This window comes from Serratia sp. 25CWL12 (assembly GCF_055790885.1).
The window spans coordinates 46,842-64,662 of record NZ_CM147698.1 but is presented as its reverse complement, the minus strand read 5'-3'; the positions used below and the strand labels follow the sequence as shown (position 1 = coordinate 64,662).

General features: G+C 50.1%; 17 protein-coding genes. 5 read left to right on the top strand and 12 right to left on the bottom strand.

Annotated elements, in window-relative coordinates; genetic code table 11:
• Positions 1 to 42 precede the first annotated feature (42 nt).
• Positions 43 to 510: an Lrp/AsnC family transcriptional regulator gene (locus tag ACX9GV_RS00270; RefSeq protein WP_023490533.1), complete on the bottom strand. Its 468-nt coding sequence runs from the start codon at positions 508 to 510 to the stop codon at positions 43 to 45.
• Between the two features lie 314 nt (positions 511 to 824).
• Between ACX9GV_RS00270 and ACX9GV_RS00265 the strand changes: the two genes are divergently transcribed.
• Positions 825 to 1,592, top strand: coding sequence for a transporter substrate-binding domain-containing protein (locus ACX9GV_RS00265; RefSeq protein ID WP_473196652.1), 768 nt, complete (start codon positions 825 to 827; stop codon positions 1,590 to 1,592).
• Between the two features lie 42 nt (positions 1,593 to 1,634).
• Here ACX9GV_RS00265 and alr read toward each other — a convergent pair whose 3' ends face one another.
• Together alr and dnaB are read right to left on the bottom strand one after the other, a co-directional pair.
• Positions 1,635 to 2,714, bottom strand: a complete 1,080-nt coding sequence (alr, locus tag ACX9GV_RS00260) for an alanine racemase (protein WP_473196651.1) — start codon at positions 2,712 to 2,714, stop codon at positions 1,635 to 1,637.
• A 17-nt stretch (positions 2,715 to 2,731) separates the two neighbouring features.
• The gene (gene dnaB / locus ACX9GV_RS00255; RefSeq protein WP_037384198.1) at positions 2,732 to 4,144 is read right to left on the bottom strand and encodes a replicative DNA helicase; all 1,413 of its coding nucleotides are present in this window, start codon (positions 4,142 to 4,144) and stop codon (positions 2,732 to 2,734) included.
• Positions 4,145 to 4,344: 200 nt separating this feature from the next.
• Here dnaB and ACX9GV_RS00250 point away from each other — a divergent pair, with 200 nt between their 5' ends.
• Positions 4,345 to 5,334 carry an NADPH:quinone reductase gene (locus ACX9GV_RS00250; RefSeq protein WP_473196650.1) on the top strand — a complete coding sequence of 330 codons (990 nt, stop codon included), beginning with the start codon at positions 4,345 to 4,347 and terminating at the stop codon, positions 5,332 to 5,334.
• A gap of 166 nt (positions 5,335 to 5,500) precedes the next feature.
• On the opposite strand, the gene pspG is transcribed toward ACX9GV_RS00250, so the two are convergent.
• The 4 genes from pspG to ACX9GV_RS00230 all read right to left on the bottom strand — a co-directional run bounded on the left by pspG (position 5,501) and on the right by ACX9GV_RS00230 (position 9,483).
• Positions 5,501 to 5,719: an envelope stress response protein PspG gene (gene pspG, locus ACX9GV_RS00245; RefSeq protein ID WP_023490528.1), complete on the bottom strand. Its 219-nt coding sequence runs from the start codon at positions 5,717 to 5,719 to the stop codon at positions 5,501 to 5,503.
• A 277-nt stretch (positions 5,720 to 5,996) separates the two neighbouring features.
• Positions 5,997 to 7,028, bottom strand: coding sequence for a tRNA dihydrouridine(20/20a) synthase DusA (gene dusA / locus ACX9GV_RS00240; protein ID WP_072011650.1), 1,032 nt, complete (start codon positions 7,026 to 7,028; stop codon positions 5,997 to 5,999).
• 282 nt (positions 7,029 to 7,310) lie between these two features.
• On the bottom strand, positions 7,311 to 8,672 hold the full coding sequence (locus ACX9GV_RS00235; protein ID WP_473196649.1) for a DUF4431 domain-containing protein: 1,362 nt from the start codon (positions 8,670 to 8,672) through the stop codon (positions 7,311 to 7,313).
• A gap of 169 nt (positions 8,673 to 8,841) precedes the next feature.
• Positions 8,842 to 9,483: a glutathione S-transferase family protein gene (locus ACX9GV_RS00230; RefSeq protein ID WP_473196648.1), complete on the bottom strand. Its 642-nt coding sequence runs from the start codon at positions 9,481 to 9,483 to the stop codon at positions 8,842 to 8,844.
• Between the two features lie 353 nt (positions 9,484 to 9,836).
• Here ACX9GV_RS00230 and ACX9GV_RS00225 point away from each other — a divergent pair, with 353 nt between their 5' ends.
• A complete protein-coding gene (locus ACX9GV_RS00225; RefSeq protein ID WP_023490524.1) occupies positions 9,837 to 10,121 on the top strand; it encodes a DUF5339 domain-containing protein in 285 nt (94 codons plus the stop codon).
• Positions 10,122 to 10,395: 274 nt separating this feature from the next.
• Complete coding sequence (gene zur / locus ACX9GV_RS00220) at positions 10,396 to 10,905, top strand: zinc uptake transcriptional repressor Zur (RefSeq protein WP_473197936.1); 510 nt, start codon at positions 10,396 to 10,398, stop codon at positions 10,903 to 10,905.
• A 41-nt stretch (positions 10,906 to 10,946) separates the two neighbouring features.
• Here zur and dinF read toward each other — a convergent pair whose 3' ends face one another.
• From dinF to ACX9GV_RS00205, 3 genes are all read right to left on the bottom strand, one after another.
• Entirely contained in the window at positions 10,947 to 12,296 is a 1,350-nt protein-coding gene (gene dinF, locus ACX9GV_RS00215; RefSeq protein ID WP_473196647.1) for an MATE family efflux transporter DinF, read from the bottom strand.
• A 108-nt stretch (positions 12,297 to 12,404) separates the two neighbouring features.
• Entirely contained in the window at positions 12,405 to 13,013 is a 609-nt protein-coding gene (gene lexA, locus ACX9GV_RS00210; RefSeq protein WP_473196646.1) for a transcriptional repressor LexA, read from the bottom strand.
• A 128-nt stretch (positions 13,014 to 13,141) separates the two neighbouring features.
• Positions 13,142 to 13,510: a diacylglycerol kinase gene (locus ACX9GV_RS00205; RefSeq protein ID WP_023490520.1), complete on the bottom strand. Its 369-nt coding sequence runs from the start codon at positions 13,508 to 13,510 to the stop codon at positions 13,142 to 13,144.
• A gap of 102 nt (positions 13,511 to 13,612) precedes the next feature.
• On the opposite strand from ACX9GV_RS00205, the gene plsB reads away from it, so the two are divergent.
• Entirely contained in the window at positions 13,613 to 16,084 is a 2,472-nt protein-coding gene (gene plsB, locus ACX9GV_RS00200) for a glycerol-3-phosphate 1-O-acyltransferase PlsB (protein WP_473196645.1), read from the top strand.
• 58 nt (positions 16,085 to 16,142) lie between these two features.
• On the opposite strand, the gene ubiA is transcribed toward plsB, so the two are convergent.
• Positions 16,143 to 17,021, bottom strand: a complete 879-nt coding sequence (ubiA, locus tag ACX9GV_RS00195) for a 4-hydroxybenzoate octaprenyltransferase (protein ID WP_473197935.1) — start codon at positions 17,019 to 17,021, stop codon at positions 16,143 to 16,145.
• A gap of 16 nt (positions 17,022 to 17,037) precedes the next feature.
• Positions 17,038 to 17,559, bottom strand: a complete 522-nt coding sequence (gene ubiC / locus ACX9GV_RS00190; RefSeq protein WP_473196644.1) for a chorismate lyase — start codon at positions 17,557 to 17,559, stop codon at positions 17,038 to 17,040.
• Positions 17,560 to 17,821: the final 262 nt, after the last annotated feature.

Sequence of the window (17,821 nt, the reverse complement as noted above, 5' to 3'; positions counted from 1 at the left end):
AGTTCAGCCTGATTTCACTGGGGGGTAAATTTTCCGAGCTGTTTATCTCACGACTGGAAGTAAACCGCCTTCCTTGATCCGCTCAAGTACCACCGCTGTTTTTATATGGGCCACACTCTTGTGGCGGGAAAGCGTCTGGCTGATAAAGCCGCTCAATGCAGGCAAGTCAGCCACAGCTACTTTTAGCAAATAATCGGCATCACCGGCAATCTTGTAAGCATCAACAATCGCCTCCACTTCCCCCAACATTTGATGAAAACTGTCTATCTGTTCCTGGCTATGGGTGATCAGGCTGACCTCTATCATGCCGACTAATCCCAGGCCGACAGCTTCTGGTGCCAGCCGGGCATGGTAGCCCTTGATCAGTTCGGCCTGCTCCAGGCTGATACGCCGCCGCGAACACTGGGAGGCGGAAAGCCCGACTAAATCACTCAACTCCTGGTTTGTCAGACGGCCATTAGCCTGTAACAAAGTCAGGATTTTCATATCGAAATCGTCAATGTTGTACATAGCCATCTGTAAAGTGTGTTAATAAATATTGACGTTACAGCCTATCAGTTTTTTTGGCCTTGAAACCAGCTCCATTGCCATGTTGCGAGTTACTTAGCAGTAAAGTCAGTATCTCAACTCCGCTATGGCATAAAAAATGGGTAAATCACGCAAACCAACAACAATTGACGGCTAAGTAGCGCATAAAACCACGAATGTATTTGCCCTATGATTTTAAGCTGTCGGCTGTGTTTGCAGCGCCCCACTGCCATCAAGTACCGGAGTACCTAGGCAGATGGCAGTTTGAAACAGGATGGGCTCCACAAGGATATGATATGAAGAAAAGACTCTGTTTACTCTTACTGCTTGCTGCTGGCGGAGCCAGTGCGCAATCCAATCTTGACAAGGTATTGCAGCAAAAAGTTCTGACGGTCTGCACCACTGGTGACTACAAACCTTATACCTTCCTGAAAGAGGATGGCAGCTATGAAGGTATTGATATCGCGATGGCGGAGTCGTTAGCCAACAGCTTGGGTGCCAAGGTGCAATGGGTAAAAACCACCTGGAAAACTCTGATGCCAGACTTTGTATCGGGGAAATGTGATATCGCCATGGGGGGCATTTCGGTGACGCTGAAACGCCAACAACAGGCGTTCTTCGCTGAACAGCTCGGGACAGATGGCAAGATCCCGCTGGTACGCTGTAGCGATGTAAAAAAATACCGCACTATCGCCCAAATTAATCAGCCAACCGTGCGATTGATCGAACCCGCTGGGGGCACCAACGAAGCCTTTGTCCACGCCTATCTGCCTGATGCCAAGCTGACACTTTCCCACGACAATATGGGCATATTCCAACAGTTGGTGGACCATAAAGCCGATGTGATGATCACCGACGCTTCCGAAGCGTTGTATCAGCAGAAACGCTATCCGCAACTCTGCGCTGTCGATCCAGACAAGCCAATGCAATATGGAGAGAAGGCATACATGCTGCCACGTGATGATATGAGCTGGAAGTTGTATGTTGATCAGTGGCTACACCTGAGCAAAGCCACCGGGGAGTATCAGAAAATTATCGATAACTGGCTGGCCGTTAATAAATAACCTGCGGTTATCCCCGCCGCTTTATTAGCGGCGGGCAATGACTCACTCGCCAAGATATTCTATTGCCACACGCTGAGTCAGTTTGGTGATCAACTCATAGGCACTGACACCGCTGCAAGCCGCAACCCGCTCAACCGGCAGTTCATTGCCCCAAAATACCGCTTCATCGCCTACTTTATCGCTGGCATCTGGCCCCAGATCGACCGAGATCATATCCATGGAGACCCGGCCAACGATCGGCACCTCGCGCCCATTAACCCATACTGGCGTACCTGAAGGCGCGCTACGCGGATAACCATCGCCATAGCCCATGGCCACCACCGCCAGGCGCGTATCGCGCGGACTTACCCAGGCGCCACCATAGCCTACCGGTTCACCGGCTTTATGTTCACGCACCGCAATCAAACTCGACTTCAGCGTCATCGCCGGTTGCAAGCCAAAACAGCTGGCATCCTGTGTCTCCAGTGGAGAAACGCCATACAGAATAATACCCGGACGCACCCAATCATGGTGAGCCTGCGGCCAGAGTAAGATCCCGCCGGAAGCAGCGATGGATTTTTGCCCCGGCTTAGCGTCAACAAACGCGTTAAAACTGGCGATTTGCTTTTCCGTCACCCCCGCCTGCGGTTCATCGGCGCGGCTGAAGTGACTCATGATATTCACCGGATGCACCACATTGTGGCAAACACTCAACCGCTGATAAAACGCCTCGGCTTGCTCCGGACGCACCCCTAAGCGGTGCATGCCCGTATCCAGTTTCATCCATACCCGTACCGGCTGAGCCAGTTCACACTGCTCCAGTGCTTCCAGTTGTTCAATGCTGTGCACCGCCGTTTCGATATTGTTCACCACCAGCATCGGCAGGTCGCTGGCACAAAAAAAGCCTTCCAGCAGCAGGATCGGCTTCACTATCCCCCCCGCTCGCAGCATCAGGGCTTCGTCAATGCGCGCCACACCATAACAATCCGCATCCTGCAACGTGTGGGCCGTTTCCAGCAAACCGTGTCCGTAAGCGTTTGCTTTGACAACAGCAACCAAGCGACTTTGTGGTGCCAGACGACGCACCTGCTGCATATTATGTCGCAGAGCACGGCGGTCGATTACAGCGGTTGCCGCTTTCATTTCAGTTCCTTAGCTGATTACTCATCATCATATTGCGGCCCCGCATAATTATCGAAGCGCGACCACTGTCCGTTAAAGGTAAGACGCACCGAACCGATAGGCCCATTACGCTGCTTACCCAAAATAATTTCTGCCACCCCTTTCAGGTCGCTGTTTTCGTGATAAACCTCATCACGGTAGATGAACATAATCAGGTCGGCATCCTGCTCGATAGAACCCGACTCACGCAGATCAGAGTTAACTGGGCGCTTATCCGCACGTTGTTCCAGACTACGGTTCAACTGCGACAGCGCCACCACAGGTACCTGCAACTCTTTTGCCAACGCTTTCAGTGAGCGGGAGATTTCTGCAATTTCCAGCGTACGGTTGTCAGACAGTGAAGGTACACGCATCAACTGCAAATAGTCGATCATGATCAGGCTAAGCCCGTCATGTTCACGGAAAATACGCCGTGCACGAGAGCGCACTTCGGTGGGGGTCAGGCCAGAGGAGTCGTCAATATACATATTGCGCTTCTCCAGTAAGATCCCCATGGTGCTGGAGATACGTGCCCAATCCTCATCATCCAACTGACCGGTACGAATACGCGTCTGATCCACCCGCGACAAAGAAGCCAGCATACGCATCATAATCTGGTTGCCAGGCATCTCCAGGCTGAAGATCAGCACCGGTTTATCCTGCATCATGGCCGCATTTTCACACAGGTTCATGGCAAAAGTGGTTTTCCCCATCGAAGGACGGGCAGCCACAATAATCAGATCCGACTTCTGCAGGCCGGCGGTTTTCTTATCCAGGTCACCATAGCCGGTGGATACCCCGGTAACGCCATCATGGGGGCGTTGGTAGAGCTGTTCGATGCGGGCAACCGTATCTTCCAAAATACGCTCGATACCTTTTGGCCCTTCATCTTTGCTGGCACGATTTTCAGCAATCTGGAAGACGCGGGATTCCGCCAGGTCGAGCAGATCTTCACTGCTACGCCCCTGGGGATCGTAACCAGCATCGGCAATTTCATTGGCGACGGAGATCATTTCACGCACTACCGCACGCTCACGCACAATATCCGCGTAAGCACCGATGTTCGCCGCACTAGGGGTGTTTTTCGACAATTCAGCCAGGTAGGCAAAGCCCCCTACTGAATCCAGATCGCCTTTCTGTTCTAATGATTCGGACAGCGTAATCAGATCGATGGGCCGCCCCATCTCCAGCAGACGCTGCATCTCGGTAAAGATCAACCGGTGTGGGCGGCTAAAGAAATCATTGGCAACGACCCGCTCGGCGACGTTATCCCAGCGCTCATTATCCAGCATCAACCCACCCAATACGGACTGCTCAGCCTCCAACGAATGTGGCGGCATCTTCAGCCCTTCCATCTGGCGATCTCTGGGTTCGTTGGTGTTGGTCTTAAAAGGGGGTTTTTTACCTGCCATGAAAGCTATTTTTTATCCCGTTGCCAATAATGGATCCTGATGCGAGAGTATACGTGATTTTTATCCACGATTCTTGCGCCATCACCTATGGCTATATCCTTAATGACATACTCACGGCACCACGGTGAATTAAACAATTAAGGCGCATCACCTGCAAGACGTGCATAGAACAAAATCAGAGGATTAATCGAGGTAACAACATGGCAAAGCGCATTGAGTTCTCCACCATCGGTGGCCCGGAAGTGTTGCAGTTAGTTGATTTTACACCTGTCGATCCCGTTGCTGGCGAAGTTCAGATTGAGAACAAAGCCATTGGTATCAACTATATTGATACTTATATCCGTAGCGGTCTCTATCCTCCGGCGCACTTACCCAGTGGGCTAGGTACCGAAGCTGCAGGTGTGGTGCTAAAAGTGGGACCGGGGGTGAGTGCCGTCAAACCCGGCGATCGGGTGGTTTATGCCCAATCATCGCTGGGTGCCTACAGCGAAATTCACAACGTTCCACTGGAAAAAGTAGTGATCCTGCCCGATAACCTGAGTTTTGAGCAAGGTGCCGCCTGTTTTCTCAAAGGGTTAACGGTGCATTATCTGTTACGTCAAACCTATGAAATTAAACCTGGGGAAATCTTTCTATTCCATGCCGCGGCGGGTGGCGTTGGGTTAATCGCCTGCCAATGGGCCAAGGCATTAGGCGCCAAACTGATCGGCAGTGTCGGTTCCGACGAAAAAGCCGAACTGGCAAAACATGCGGGAGCCTGGGCAACCATCAATTATCACCAGGAAGATATCGCTGAACGCGTTGCAGAGTTGACCCATGGCGAGAAGGTCAATGTCGTCTATGACTCTGTAGGCAAGAATACCTGGGAAGCTTCCCTCAACAGCCTGAAACGCCGTGGGTTGATGGTGAGTTTCGGCAATGCATCCGGGCCAGTGACTGGCGTCAATCTCGGTTTGCTTAATCAGAAAGGTTCACTGTATGTCACTCGACCATCGCTCAATGGCTACATTACCAACCGCCAGGAATTACAGTTTGCCAGTAACGAGTTGTTCTCGTTGATTGGTAGCGGGGTGATCAAAGTTGACGTGAAACCAGAGCAGAAATTCGCGCTAGCTGATACCCAGCGGGCACACCAAGTGTTGGAAAGCCGCAAAACCAGTGGGTCCAGTCTGTTAATTCCCGGGCTTTAATGCGGCAAGGTTAGTCTGGTCAATTACCGGCAAATCGTCAGCAACCCATCATCACCAAGGGCAGATATCGAACTCTGCCCCGTGATGCACTGACGCATGACGAACCTTTACAGCAAAAGTGGTCAGGCGCTTGGCGCAATAGACGGTTTTGATGATATGGAAAGTATTAATAACCGCGCGGCTGAGGTTTCTTTATTGCACGATATATCCATACCACAATCACCGCCAGGATCAGCCAGGGCAACAGTTTAATCACCATGGCAACCATCCCCCCCAGCAGCATGAAAGCCATCGCCACAAACAGGGCAAGAATCACGCCTAACAATGAAACACCTGTCACCACCAGCATGACCACAAAGCCAATTAGAAAAAATAGTTCCAGCATAGGTTGCTCCTCAGGAAATCAGGTTGTGCTGTTTGTATGGTTATTAACAAATATATTGCTATTAGCATTGTTATTAATATTGTTATTAACCAAGCAAGAAACAGGCCAACTTGCCGAAAGTCACATGCTATGGCGGTAATACCCGCCATCTACAGGTTGCCAGATAAACACAGCCGGTCAAATTAAATGAATTAGGATTGGCTCATGGTCAAAAAAACCAACTTTTGGTTAAAAATATTGGCGAATTAGACGCTATTTGATACCGACTCCCCACCCGCTAGCGACGCACCAAGGCTAATGCCTGTTCAACAGTGTTGACATCTGCACCCGGTTTATGGGCATTTTCACTCAGGTGACGACGCCACTGCCTGGCTCCGGGCACCCCTTGGAACAGGCCGAGAATATGGCGGGTAATATGGCCCAGATAAGTCCCGTTCGCCAGTTCACGCTCAATATAGGGGTAGAGTGCTTCAACAATCGCAATACTATCCTTCACTTCACTCTGGGAACCGAATATTTCACGGTCGACAGCGGCCAAAATCGAAGGGTTTTGATACGCCTCGCGCCCCATCATCACGCCATCCAGATGTTGCAGATGCTGTTTGGCTTCTTCCAGGGTTTTTACCCCACCATTAATCGCAATGCTCAGTGCCGGGAAATCACGCTTTAACTGATAGACGCGGGGATAATCCAGTGGGGGAACTTCACGGTTTTCTTTCGGGCTCAGGCCGGAAAGCCAGGCTTTACGGGCGTGAATAGTGAACGTCTCGCACTCGCCGCGCCCCGCCACCGTAGAAATAAAGTGGCACAAGAACTCATAACTATCCTGTTCATCAATACCAATACGGGTCTTTACCGTCACCGGGATTGAAACTGCATCGCGCATTGCCTTAACACAGTCAGCCACCAAGTCAGCCTGCCCCATCAAACAGGCACCAAACATCCCATTCTGCACCCGATCTGATGGGCAACCCACGTTAAGATTGATCTCATCATAGCCACGCTGTTGTGCCAGTTTGGCACAATGCGCCAGAGCGCTGGGATCACTCCCGCCTAGTTGCAACGCAACAGGATGCTCCTCCTGGTTGTAAGCCAGATAATCCCCTTTACCGTGGATAATCGCACCGGTGGTCACCATTTCGGTGTACAGCAAAGTTTGCTGAGTCAACAGACGGTGGAAGTAACGGCAATGGCGGTCAGTCCAATCGAGCATTGGCGCGATGGAGAAACGGTGAGAGGGAAACTGAGCTGATTTTTCAGCTATTACGCTAGATTGAAACGCGTTTGGTGCTTGTTTATCTTGATGCATGTTTAAGCTTTTTGCTGTGTTTTGGCATTCTCACCCCCTGACAGGCCACTTACCAATGACCAATGAGGACCGGCGGAAGAGAATGAAATAGGGCCTACTATAGCATAGTGAAATGCCAGCGCGCAGAGGGCGCATTGAAGTATCAGCCCTGCATTGTTGGTGACAAGGAACGCCGTTGATCATCACCAAAGCGGCTCAACAGTTGGTAAACGTCACTGCACTCAGTACACCGCAACCGCATCAGGAAAAATGCCTAAGCTTGATAGCTGATGACATCAACGCTTACTGTTGGGTCTTGGTTTTAGCCGTTATCTTGGGTACGCCCGAAAGTGATAATAACAGCGCCGTATTATGATGCCCGTTAAATCCATGGCTAAGACTACCGCTGACAGTCACGTGCCTACCAGCAAAATCCGCTAGATCGACAGCACGGGGAGGAATCAAGGTCACCTCAATCTGCTCTTTTTCAGCATCATTAACATCATCACCAACAGTACAAATTGGCTTATCCAAGAAAAGCAGCCCCTGAATATTTCGGCTGTCAGTTTCTGGCTCCTCACCAAAATTTGGTGGACCAAAGAACACACTTATTTCGACAATGCCGCTGAAGCTGACAGGTTGTTCATAATTCAGACAGCGGTCAGCCGCCGCTACCACATTGGTCTCGTAACCCGGCAGATTATTTAACGGTAACACCAGTGTCTTATTGATAAATTCAGCGGTGTCAGGATCTGAGGTGGTTTCTGTAATCCGGACAAATCCTGGTTTTGCCGGCTCGGGGGTCACGAGAGCCCCGGTAAACTGCTCTATGGCACTGACGTTGGAGCTCACACTGGGAATAGCTGGTGTCCACTGCGCGTGTTGGATATCGTACAAATGAATTGCCAACCAGCTCCCTTGCCAACGCTGATCAATCAGTTGCAGACGATCGCGCCCGCTGCTGTCGAGCCCCGGAACTACGACCAGCGATGCGTTAATGCACTGAGGTATGATTGTCGGTTTAACCTCTGCATTTGACGTCCAGAGATAGCAATGGCAATTGTCGCCATTATTACAATCGCCGCCGGTTTTAGCGTTGCGGCTATCTACCCAGGCATATTGTCGTTGGAGGCCATCGAACTTGCCCCTGACCACTTGGCGGCTATCATCATCAAAGCCAAGATTGGCATCGGTAATACCATCAGACTCAGCAATAATCTGCCATTTCCCCGCCGCATTCGGTTTTATATACAGGCTGGCGGGGTAGTTTTGCGTTTGCCCCGCCACATTCACCTGTTTTACAAACTCGGCACGCAAACGATCATCCAGACCGCCATCGTCAGTATCATTCCCATTGACGTTAACCGTGATCGTGCTGACGATGGCTTGTGACAAGAACTTCTTTTTCTCTGCATTGAAAAATGCGGCCTTATTAGCCATGACGGCTTCGCGCGTGACCATTTTATGGAAGTAATCCACTTGATCCGCATAAAGCGCCGCCAATTCTTTTAGATCTTTATTCTGATAGGCAAGCTGCCAACGCTCAACCACAAGAAGCGCCTGTTGCTTAGCGGCCGGGTTATCGAACACCTCCTCTTCAGCCGAGCACAGGGTGCTGGCGAGCAGCATGCTGAGGCTTAACAGCACTCTTGCTATCGTGTTCATTTGTTAACAATCCATCAAACAAAATCAATGATTGCATCATGAGGGAGTTGTTTGCAGGCGGCAAGTACTTCAGACAAGTACGTAGTTCTCACCGCGGTGACAATAATTAGCCCGAATGACGAACATCGTCAGTTCGGGCATGGTAACAGGTTAGCGGGCAATATCGGCGTTAGCCCGGGAATGGGTGTTCGGCCAGTAGCGCATCATCCATTGCCTTGGCGCGTAGATAAGCTGGGCGTTGCAGGATAGGTTCTATGTAACGCTCAAAGACTGGGCGTTTTTCAATGCCACCGGAATACATGCCCCAATCAAGACAGGCCGCCAGATAGGCGTCTACCGCGCTGAACTGCTCACCGCACAAGTAAGGCCGCCCCTGTTTGATAGCAGACTCCAAGGTGTTCATGGTTAATTCATAGCTGCCATACCCCACCATAACTGCTTTGTCTGCTGGCGCTAACTGATCAAGCAACTTGCCCATAAATGCCGCTTCCAGCGGACCAGCAACAAAAAATAGCCAGCGATAGTATGCCGCTCTCTCCGGACTACCGGGCGCAGGGGCCAATTGTTTTTCCGGGAACAGATCCGCCAAATAGGTGCAGATGGCCGCGGCTTCAGTCACCACCGCATCACCGTGGGTCAGCGCAGGCACCTTGCCCATGGGGTTAATCGCCAGATACTCGGCGCTTTTCATGCTGGTGCCATAATCAAGTATTACGGTATCGTAACTGGCACCGCACTCTTCCAGTAACCAGCGCACTGTGCGGCCGCGAGACATAGGGTGGGTATAGAGGGTAATTTTGCCATCATTCATTTTAAAGCGTCCTTAGGTTGCGGTGATTAACATGGGCAGTATCTGTTGCCCGAGTGTCAGAAACTGGCAGTAGTGTTCGGTGCGTACCAACAGGAATGTAACTTGACGGATAATGTAAACAACACAAATTCATAAGTAAAAATAATAAATACCACTAAAGCCATACTGAAAGAGATGCTAATTAATTGAATTTTTCCCTATCTGCGTTATCAGAAAAATAAAAATATCTGATGAGTACATATTGCAAAATAATAATCCTGGCATCTGCTTGTTTTATGAACAACTTTTTTAGATAATTATTTCACCATCATTGGGATGGTTAGGATGAAATATTAATAATTGGATTGTTACTGATGAAAAAATTAATTCTTGCGTGCAGCCTGTTAGCTATGTCCTCTTCCGTTTTTGCTGGTGAAATGACCGATACATGTAAAAAATATGTTGAGGAAGTTGATGCGTTAATTGCCAAAGCGTCTGAAACCAATGACGCGGCAAAACAGCAAATGGAAGCATTAAAAACCCAGATGGAACAGGCCAAGCAACAGATCTCTGCCATGCCTACAGAACAACAAGATCCAGCTTGCAAGCAAGGTCTTGATATGATGGCTCAAATGAAAACTTCAATGGGCATCAAATAATCCCGCATCAATATTGTTTCCGTGCCTATCTTCGGTGCGGAAATCAATCCCTCCCCGTTACCACTGAAGTTACCGCTCTGTTAATCATCATTTCATCATGATGGGTTCTAATAATCTTAGCTATTAATCATTGCCAGTTAACCAACCAAGTGCGCTAACCGCTATGTTAGTCCGGCAAACGCGTCATGATACTTGTTATTCCCCTAGGCACCTCTCGGCGATTGCCGATGAATATGATAAAATCAGCGCCTATTCACCTACCGGGATATTGGCGATGAACTCAACCAATCAGGAAAAGCTACTCGCGCAGGCTGAACAACTCTGTCAGCAGCGCAATGTAAGGCTGACCCCACAACGGCTGGAAGTGTTACGTCTGATGACTGAACAACCCGGAGCCATCAGTGCTTACGATCTACTGGATCTGTTACGTATCGCAGAACCTCAGGCCAAACCGCCCACCGTCTATCGAGCACTGGATTTCTTACTGGAGCAAGGGTTTATTCACCGCATAGAATCTGCTAACAGCTACGTACTGTGCCATCACTTCGAACAGCCGATGCACACCTCAGCGCTATTTATCTGCGATCGCTGCAGGCAAGTCACTGAACGGACGACAGAGGGTGTGGAAGAAACGCTACAGAAACTCGCCCTGGAATCAGGTTTTGTCTTACGCCACAGTGTGGTTGAAGCACATGGGTTATGCTCCGCCTGTGTTGAAATAGAAGCCTGTAACCACAAACACAGTTGCCAGCATGATCACAGCATAGTGATAAAGAAAAAATAGAGAGTTCACACTCCTTTCAAACCGCAGTAAAACAGGTGACCTTATTCACCCTTGGCAGGGAGTGAAAACCAGGTACCACGCACCTGATGACGGTGCCATATCCACCCCAGCGCAACACCACGTAATGCCAGGAATACAGCCAAAGCCAGCCATAGCGCATGATTACCTAATAGTGGCAGTGTAAATAAAGTCAGCCCATAACCCGCTGCTGCCACCACCATGCTGTTGCGCATTTCAGTGCCACGGGTGGCACCAATAAACATACCATCCAGTAAATAACACCAGACTCCCACCACAGGCAGCACGACTTGCCAGAGAAGATAGTGACCGGCCAAGGTACGCAACAGCGGTAATGAGGTTAAAGCCGCGACAATATAAGGCCCGGTAAACAGATAAACCGTGGCAAAGCCCAGTGCCAGCATACCTGCCTGGCGACAAGCGGCATACCATATCGCATGCAATTGACGGTCGTCCCTTGCGCCATAGGCGTAACCGGAATGGACCTCAACGGCATAAGCAAAGCCATCCAAAGCATAGGCGGTAAATGTTAACAAACTCATCAATATCGCATTGACGGCCACCACATCACTCCCCATGCGCGCCGCAAAAATCGTTAACGAAGAGAAACACAATTGCAGCAGGAGTGAGCGCAGCATGATATCGCGGTTAAGTGCCAACAAGCGACGTAAGTTACCGCGCCAGGCATGCCGCAACATCGCTAATGAGATGCCACGTGAACATAATACCCGCCAAGCAAGCCATAACCCCAACAGCAGTGTGGCATACTCCGCCAGCACCGTTGCCGTGGCAGCCCCCGAGACACCCCAACCCAAGCCGATCACCAGCACGATATCCAACACGATATTCAGCAGATTACCCGCTATCAGCATCACCACCGGCGCACGCACATATTGAACACCGAGCAACCAGCCGAGCAATACCATATTCGCCAGTGCTGCCGGGGCACTCAGCCAGCGGATCTCCAGAAACCGTCTAGCCTGTACTAATACCGCTTGATCACCACCGACAATATGTAATGCCAGCGAGATCAGTGGGCCACGGAGTAACACTATGGTTAAGCCAATCAACAGCGCTAACAGCAACGGCTGCATAAAAGTACGCGCCAAGCGCTGTGGGTCCCCTGCCCCTAACGCCTGCGCCGTTAACCCGGTGGTACTCATGCGCAAAAATAGTAACAACATAAACAGGAAATTGGTCGCCATTGCACCAACCGCTACCCCACCAAGATAAATTGCGCTATCAAGATGGCCGATAACCGCTGTATCCACCAAACCAAGCAGAGGAACCGTGATATTGGAAAAGATCATTGGCAATGCCAGACGCCACAGTATTTTGTCAGCAGGGCTGGTGAAGGTAGCGAGTAAACGCATTGCGATCTATTCCGACGGCAGAAGTAGAGTTGTTGACATGGACAGAATATCGCCCCGCTATTGAGGCGATATACCTATTTGATTAGATAACATGACAAAAAAGAGGTGTCAGAGCCAGTCACCGTTGCGGATCACGCCCACCGCCAAGCCTTCAATCGTGAAATTCTGATGCTTCAAATCCACCACTATTGGCTGAAACTCACTGTTTTCTGGCAATAACTCAACAATATTACCCTGTTTCTTCAGGCGCTTTACTGTCACTTCATCTTCAATACGAGCCACCACCACCTGGCCGTTACGCACATCCTGAGTTTTATGCACCGCCAGCAGATCGCCATCCAGAATACCAATATCGCGCATAGACATCCCACTGACGCGCAACAGGAAATCCGCACTAGGGTGGAATAAGCTCGGGTCAACTTTATAGTGCCCTTCAATATGTTGCTGAGCCAACAAGGGTTCACCCGCCGCCACCCGGCCAACCAAAGGTAACCCTTCTTCCTCTTCCATCAGCAAGCGGATACCGCGAGAAGCCCCGGAAACCACTTCAATAACACCTTTGCGGGCCAGAGCTTTCAGGTGCTCTTCTGCCGCATTTGGTGAGCGAAACCCCAGGCGCATTGCGATCTCGGCACGTGTTGGTGGCATGCCCGTTTGTGAAATATGATCGCGAATCAGATCATAGACCTCTTGCTGTCTGGTAGTTAGTGCTTTCATTCCGCCCCCTGTTTGTTTATACAGTCATGCTGTGAGTATATACAGGTAAACCAGGATTGGGAATCAATTCATAAATAAAAATCAGGGATTAGCGAGATTGATCGCACCCCATGACATCGGTTTACTCGTCAGGCGAAGTGATCCCAGAGCACCGAGATCCAGACAAACAGCGCCAACAAAATCGTCAGAAAAACCGCGGCTGAAGCCATGTCTTTCGATCGCCCGGAAAGCTCATGATATTCAGTTCCCACCCGATCAACGATCGCTTCAATCGCACTGTTGATAATTTCAATAATCACCACCAGCACCAGGGAGCCGATCAATAAAATGCGCGCTATCGCCCCCACATCAAGCCATATCGCCAGTACGATAGCCACCACGGCCACCACCAGTTCTTGGCGGAAAGCAGCCTCATTGCGCCAGGCTGCAATTAATCCTTTATATGAATAGCCAACAGCTTTAATAATACGTGTCATGCCAGTAATTTGATTTGCCATGTTTCATCTCACAAGGTAGGTCATCGTTTCAATACCACAGACCTGTTACACGGTTTCTGGTATGCTTTCAGCGCAATTGCTAACAAGAGGCTTCAGGTCGTTATGTCAGGTTGGCGTAAAATTTATTATAACCTATTGAATTTACCACTTAAGTTTTTGGTAAAAAGTAAAATTATCCCTTCAGACCCTATTTCGGAGTTAGGGTTGGATCCGTCTAGGCCGATTTTGTATGTTTTGCCTTATAATTCCAAGGCAGATTTACTCACTCTGCGTACCCAGTGTCTGGCGCAGGATCTGCCCGACCCCCTTGAGCCACTTGAAATCGATGGCTCCGTGTTGCCCAGCCATGTGTTTATCCATGAAGGGCCACGCGTCTTTCGCTACTACACACCGAAAGAAGAGTCGGTAAAACTGTTCCATGATTATCTGGATCTTCACCGCAGTAATCCAGACCTTGATATCCAAATGTTACCGGTGTCAGTGATGTTTGGTCGCTCCCCTGGTCGTGAAGGGCAGGGTGCCCCCCACCTGCGCCTGCTAAACGGTGTGCAAAAATTCTTCGCCATACTCTGGTTGGGCCGCGATAGCTTTGTCCGCTTCTCCAACACCGTTTCTTTACGCCGTATGGCAACCGAACATGGTACAGATAAAACCATTGCACAAAAACTGGCGCGCGTGGCGCGGATGCATTTCTCTCGCCAACTCCTGGCCGCCGTTGGGCCAAGTCTGCCTGTTCGTCAGGATCTGTTCAATAAGCTGCTGGCCTCCAAGGCCATTGAGAAAGCAGTAGAAGATGAAGCTCGCAGCAAGAAGATCTCTTACGAAAAAGCGCAACAGAACGCTATTTCCTTAATGGAAGAGATCGCGGCTAATTTCTCTTATGAAGCGGTACGTCTCTCTGATCGCGTCCTGAGTTGGACCTGGAACCGCCTCTATCAGGGTATTAATGTCACCAAGGCCGAACGAGTCAGGCAATTGGCACAAGATGGTCATGAGATAGTCTATGTCCCCTGCCACCGCAGCCATATGGATTACCTCTTGCTTTCCTATGTGCTCTACCACCAAGGGCTGGTTCCCCCGCATATCGCCGCAGGGATTAACCTCAATTTCTGGCCTGCCGGGCCGATTTTCCGCCGTTTGGGGGCATTCTTTATCCGTCGTACCTTTAAAGGTAACAAACTTTATTCTACGGTTTTCCGTGAATACCTTGGTGAACTATTCACCCGAGGCTATTCGGTAGAATATTTTGTTGAGGGTGGGCGTTCTCGTACTGGCCGGTTACTGGAGCCGAAAACCGGCACTTTATCCATGACAATTCAAGCCATGTTACGGGGGGGTACCCGCCCGATTACCCTGGTCCCGGTTTATATCGGTTATGAGCATGTGATGGAGGTGGGTACCTACGCCAAAGAACTGCGTGGTGCCACCAAAGAAAAAGAGGGCCTGCTGCAGATGCTTCGTGGGCTGCGTAAGTTACGCAATCTAGGCCAAGGGTATGTAAACTTTGGCGAACCCATTCCATTGACCTCCTATCTCAATCAACAGGCGCCTCAATGGCGTGAATCCATCGATCCGATAGAATCGCAGCGCCCAGTCTGGCTGACGCCGGTGGTAAACGGTCTGGCTAGCGAAATTATGGTAAGGATCAACAATGCCGCTGCGGCCAACGCCATGAACCTGTGTTGCACAGCGTTACTGGCTTCTCGCCAACGTTCGTTAGCCCGTGAACAGTTGCTTGAACAGTTGGAATGCTATCTGCAATTGATGCGTAACGCGCCTTATGCGCCCGATGCCACCGCCCCTGCTCAAACTCCTGAGCAACTGCTGGACCACGCTTTAAGCATGAGTAAGTTTGAAGTAGAGCAGGACAATATTGGCGACATTATTATTCTGCCGCGTGAGCAAGCGGTGCTGATGACCTACTACCGCAATAACATTCATCATATGTTAGTGCTGCCTTCCCTGATTGCGACTATTGTGATGCATCACCGTCAAGTATCGCGCGTTGAGCTGTTACGCCAGGTGAGTCTGATCTACCCGATGTTAAAGGCGGAACTGTTCCTGCGTTACGACAAAGATCAACTGTCAGAGGTACTGCAACCACTGATTGATGAGTTGACGCGTCAGCAATTGATTTGTGATAAAGGCGAGGAACTGGTACTCAACCCTGCTCGAATCCGTCCATTGCAACTGTTAGCTGCCGGTGTCCGTGAAACCCTGCAACGTTATGCCATCACCATGTCACTCCTTAGCGCCAACCCGAGTATCAACCGGGGGGCGTTGGAAAAAGAGAGCCGCATTATGGCCCAGCGTCTATCGGTTCTGCATGGTATCAATGCGCCGGAGTTCTTCGATAAAGCCGTATTCTCCACGTTAGTGGCCACATTACGTGAAGAGGGCTATATCAATGATAGTGGCGATGCTATTCGTGAGCATACGCTGGAGGTCTACACCATACTGAGCGATTTGATTACTCCAGAAATCAAGTTGACCATCGAAAGCGTCAGTATGCTAGAAGAGACCAACACGCTAATGGCACCAGAAGAGCAAGAAGCAGCGCTAAAAGAAGAGTAATCAGCGCAGAAAGGCATCCCATGGATGCCTTTCTGCCTGCATCAGGTGGCCAAATTTATTAAACCACGACACCGATATAATTGAACATAATTCCGATAAACAACACCAAACCAACATAATTGTTATTCATAAATGCCCGGAAGCACGCCTCGCGGTTACGGTTAGCTATCTGTTGTTGTTGATAAATAAATAGCACCCCAGCCAATAACAGCGACCAGTAAAACACCCCGTTCAACTGCATCAAATAACCGACCCACAGCATCAGTAGCAGCGTGGCGAACTGCAGCAGACCAATAATCAACTTGTCATGGCGACCAAACAGTATTGCCGTGGATTTGATACCAATCTTTAAATCATCATCCCGATCAACCATGGCATACAAGGTATCGTAAGCCACCGTCCAGCAAATATTGGCCAAAAACAGCAACCAGCAGACCAATGGCAACGCTTCGCTCACTGCCGCATAGGCCATCGGAATTGACCAGCCAAACGCCGCACCGAGCACCACTTGCGGTAAACTGGTCACCCGCTTCATAAATGGGTAAATCCAAGCCAAAGCCAACGCGGCCAGCGACAACCAGATGGTCATGGCATTGAGTGTCAGTACCAGCAAAAAAGAGACCAACACCAGGGAGACAAACAGAATTTTGGCCTCCTTTTCACTGACTCGCCCACTGGGCAGCGGACGCCCTGCTGTACGTTTCACATGGCCATCAAATGCACGATCCGCATAATCATTCACCACACAACCAGCAGCACGCATCAAAAAGACACCAGAGACAAAAACCAGCAATATCGGCCATTGAGGAACACCCTCCCCAGCCAGCCACAGCGCCCAAAGCGTAGGCCACAACAGTAATAACGCGCCGATAGGTTTATCGATGCGCATCAGATGGCAATAAGCCTGCCATTTGTTTTGAATCACACTCACTTCCAACACTCATCTCCCCTTATTATGCTGGTGCACCCTGTTCCACTGCATACAATGGTGATGCGGGTAAAAAAAGCTCCGTCAGCAGCAGCGGTTTTCCCGCCAAACACAGACGGGAACGCCGAGCCCACAGGTCCTGATACTGCCCAATATGGATATAATCACGGGTCAGGTTAGGGCTGTTGAACAGATAACGACCCAGTGGCAACGTCCCCAAATCAACCAAAGCCTGATCCGGCCCAGTCAGAGTCTCTTGTGGAATCAGCGTTCGACCCAGCAGCCAGGGCTGGTTGTCACCCAACAATAGGATTTCACGTAACCAGTAACGCTCACTACAGGGTAAATGCGTTGTCTCCTCCGCCAATTGGCCAGCAGTGACAAAACATTCACGCTGAGGTTCAACCTGCACACGCGTGCAGTGACGTTCAAAACGGCGTGTCATGGACCCTAACTCCATCAACCAGTCATCAACCGCGGCAGGTATTGAAGAGGACTCAGGCAGCCACTCAATCGCCGGCAAGATAGAGTCCCTTGTGCCAAACATGATTATACTCCATGCCAGAAACTACATTAGGTGGCAGCGCTTTAGATGATAAGTATCGCTAATATTCCCGTCGTTATTCAAGTGACAGGAATTCAGGCATAAGTTGCCATTGTAACGCAGAAATTTGAAATCAACAGGCCGATTCGCCTGAGGCACGGTATCACTTGCCTACTTTCAATGTGAGATATCACCAAGAGAGTGCCTCGTCGCAATGGCCTGTTGTCGGGGAGGTGAAAATCGGTAGGGGAAAAGCACCGCAACA